General features: G+C 62.8%; 1 protein-coding gene. It reads right to left on the bottom strand.

Translation table 11 applies throughout. From position 1 onward, the window contains the following. Positions 1-128 precede the first annotated feature (128 nt). The coding region (locus tag Q4Q11_RS31870) for a response regulator (protein WP_498571986.1) at positions 129-977 on the bottom strand (849 nt) is incomplete at its 5' end.

Raw genomic sequence — 977 nt, 5'->3', positions numbered from 1 at the left:
GGGCAACCACCCTTACCAGCCATCATTGCATAACTGACCTGGGACGATCGCGCCGCGATTACCCCATGTTTGAAGATCGGAGGCGGAATTATGCGGCGGATTTAAAGTGCAGCAACGGCCTTTGCGCGTCACACGTGACGGGCGGCGGTGTAGCCGCGTTCGCAAGCCGATCTCGACAGGGCCTGCAACGCCGTCGTCAGCTTTTCAGGATCGACCGGCTTGACGATGACGGCATCGGCTCCCGCCAGAAGCGCCTGACGGCGGATCGCATCGCGGCTGTCTGCGGTCAGCACGATAATGGGAAGCGGCGACAAACCCTGCCGGCGCTCGTAAGCGCGCAATTGTGCAAGCACAGCCGCACCCGTGCCGCCGGGCATGTTGAAATCGGTCACGAGCACTTCGGGCCGCGCTTCGGCATTTTCAGCGCGGGCACGAAGGCCATCGAAATCCTCGACGAGACGAACCCTGTGGCCGGCCTTGGAGAGCATGGCCCGAACCAGCATCGCATTCACGGGATCATCCTCGCCCAGAAGGATATCCAGCGTGCGGTCCTCCGCCTCGGGCGTCGTTATGCCGATCTCCGAGACCGCTTCGATCAAGGCTTCGCGCTTTTCCATGCCGCGCATGCGGCCTCTCAGCACATCGATCAGCGACTGTTCGCGCAGCGGCCGGATGAGCCAGGCATCGAAGAGATCGAGCGGATGGGTATTGCGCTCCTCGGGATTGACCAGAAAGATCTTGCGAAGCCTCGGCACCGCGAGCGCATTTCCGTCGCTGAAATACCAGGGCGCCATGCGGTGATCGACGATCAGATCCGTCCAGGCCCCCTCGTCACTCATCGGGAAGGACCGCAGCAGATCCTCCATGTCATCGGCGCCGATCAGCCTGCAGTGGCCGCCGAGAGTCTGAATGGTCCGCATGATGGCCGTGCTTGCTGCTCCCTCTGGAGCCAGCAGCAGGACGCGGGATCCCCCGAG

The sequence above is a fragment of the Rhizobium sp. UFLA01-1127 genome (assembly GCF_059803845.1).
This window is presented reverse-complemented; position numbering and strand designations above follow the sequence as displayed.